This window comes from Streptomyces sp. WM6378 (genome assembly GCF_001279695.1).
GTDB lineage: Bacteria > Actinomycetota > Actinomycetes > Streptomycetales > Streptomycetaceae > Streptomyces.
This window is the reverse complement of the sequence record NZ_LGDD01000186.1, coordinates 1-411: the sequence shown is the minus strand read 5'-3', so window position 1 is coordinate 411 and position 411 is coordinate 1. Positions and strand designations below refer to the sequence as shown.

The 411-nt window shown below is 65.7% G+C and carries 1 protein-coding gene; it reads right to left on the bottom strand.

The window, feature by feature from the left end; genetic code table 11:
• Nucleotides 1-411, bottom strand: a 411-nt coding sequence (locus ADK54_RS16255; protein ID WP_267887017.1) for a thiamine pyrophosphate-binding protein, incomplete at both ends; no start/stop codon positions are given.

The following is a 411-nucleotide window of genomic DNA, read 5'->3' as shown; positions in this document are numbered from 1 at the left end:
AATGTCCTCGGCCTTCGTCACCAGGAAGTTGTGCTTGGTGATCGGCATCGTGATACCCACGATGTCCGCCTCCTGGAAGGCATCCGTACCGATCGCCTTCGACGACACCTGCCCGGTGATCGCCACCAACGGCACCGAATCCATGTGCGCGTCCGCGATCGGCGTCACCAGGTTCGTGGCACCCGGCCCCGACGTCGCCATGCACACACCCACCTTGCCGGTCGCCTGGGCATACCCGGTGGCCGCATGCCCCGCACCCTGCTCATGACGGACCAGGACATGACGGACCCGGGTGGAATCCATCATCGGGTCGTACGCCGGGAGGATGGCACCGCCCGGAATCCCGAACACCACCTCCGCCCCGACCTCCTCAAGAGAACGGATGAGGGACTTCGCGCCCGTGACGTGCTC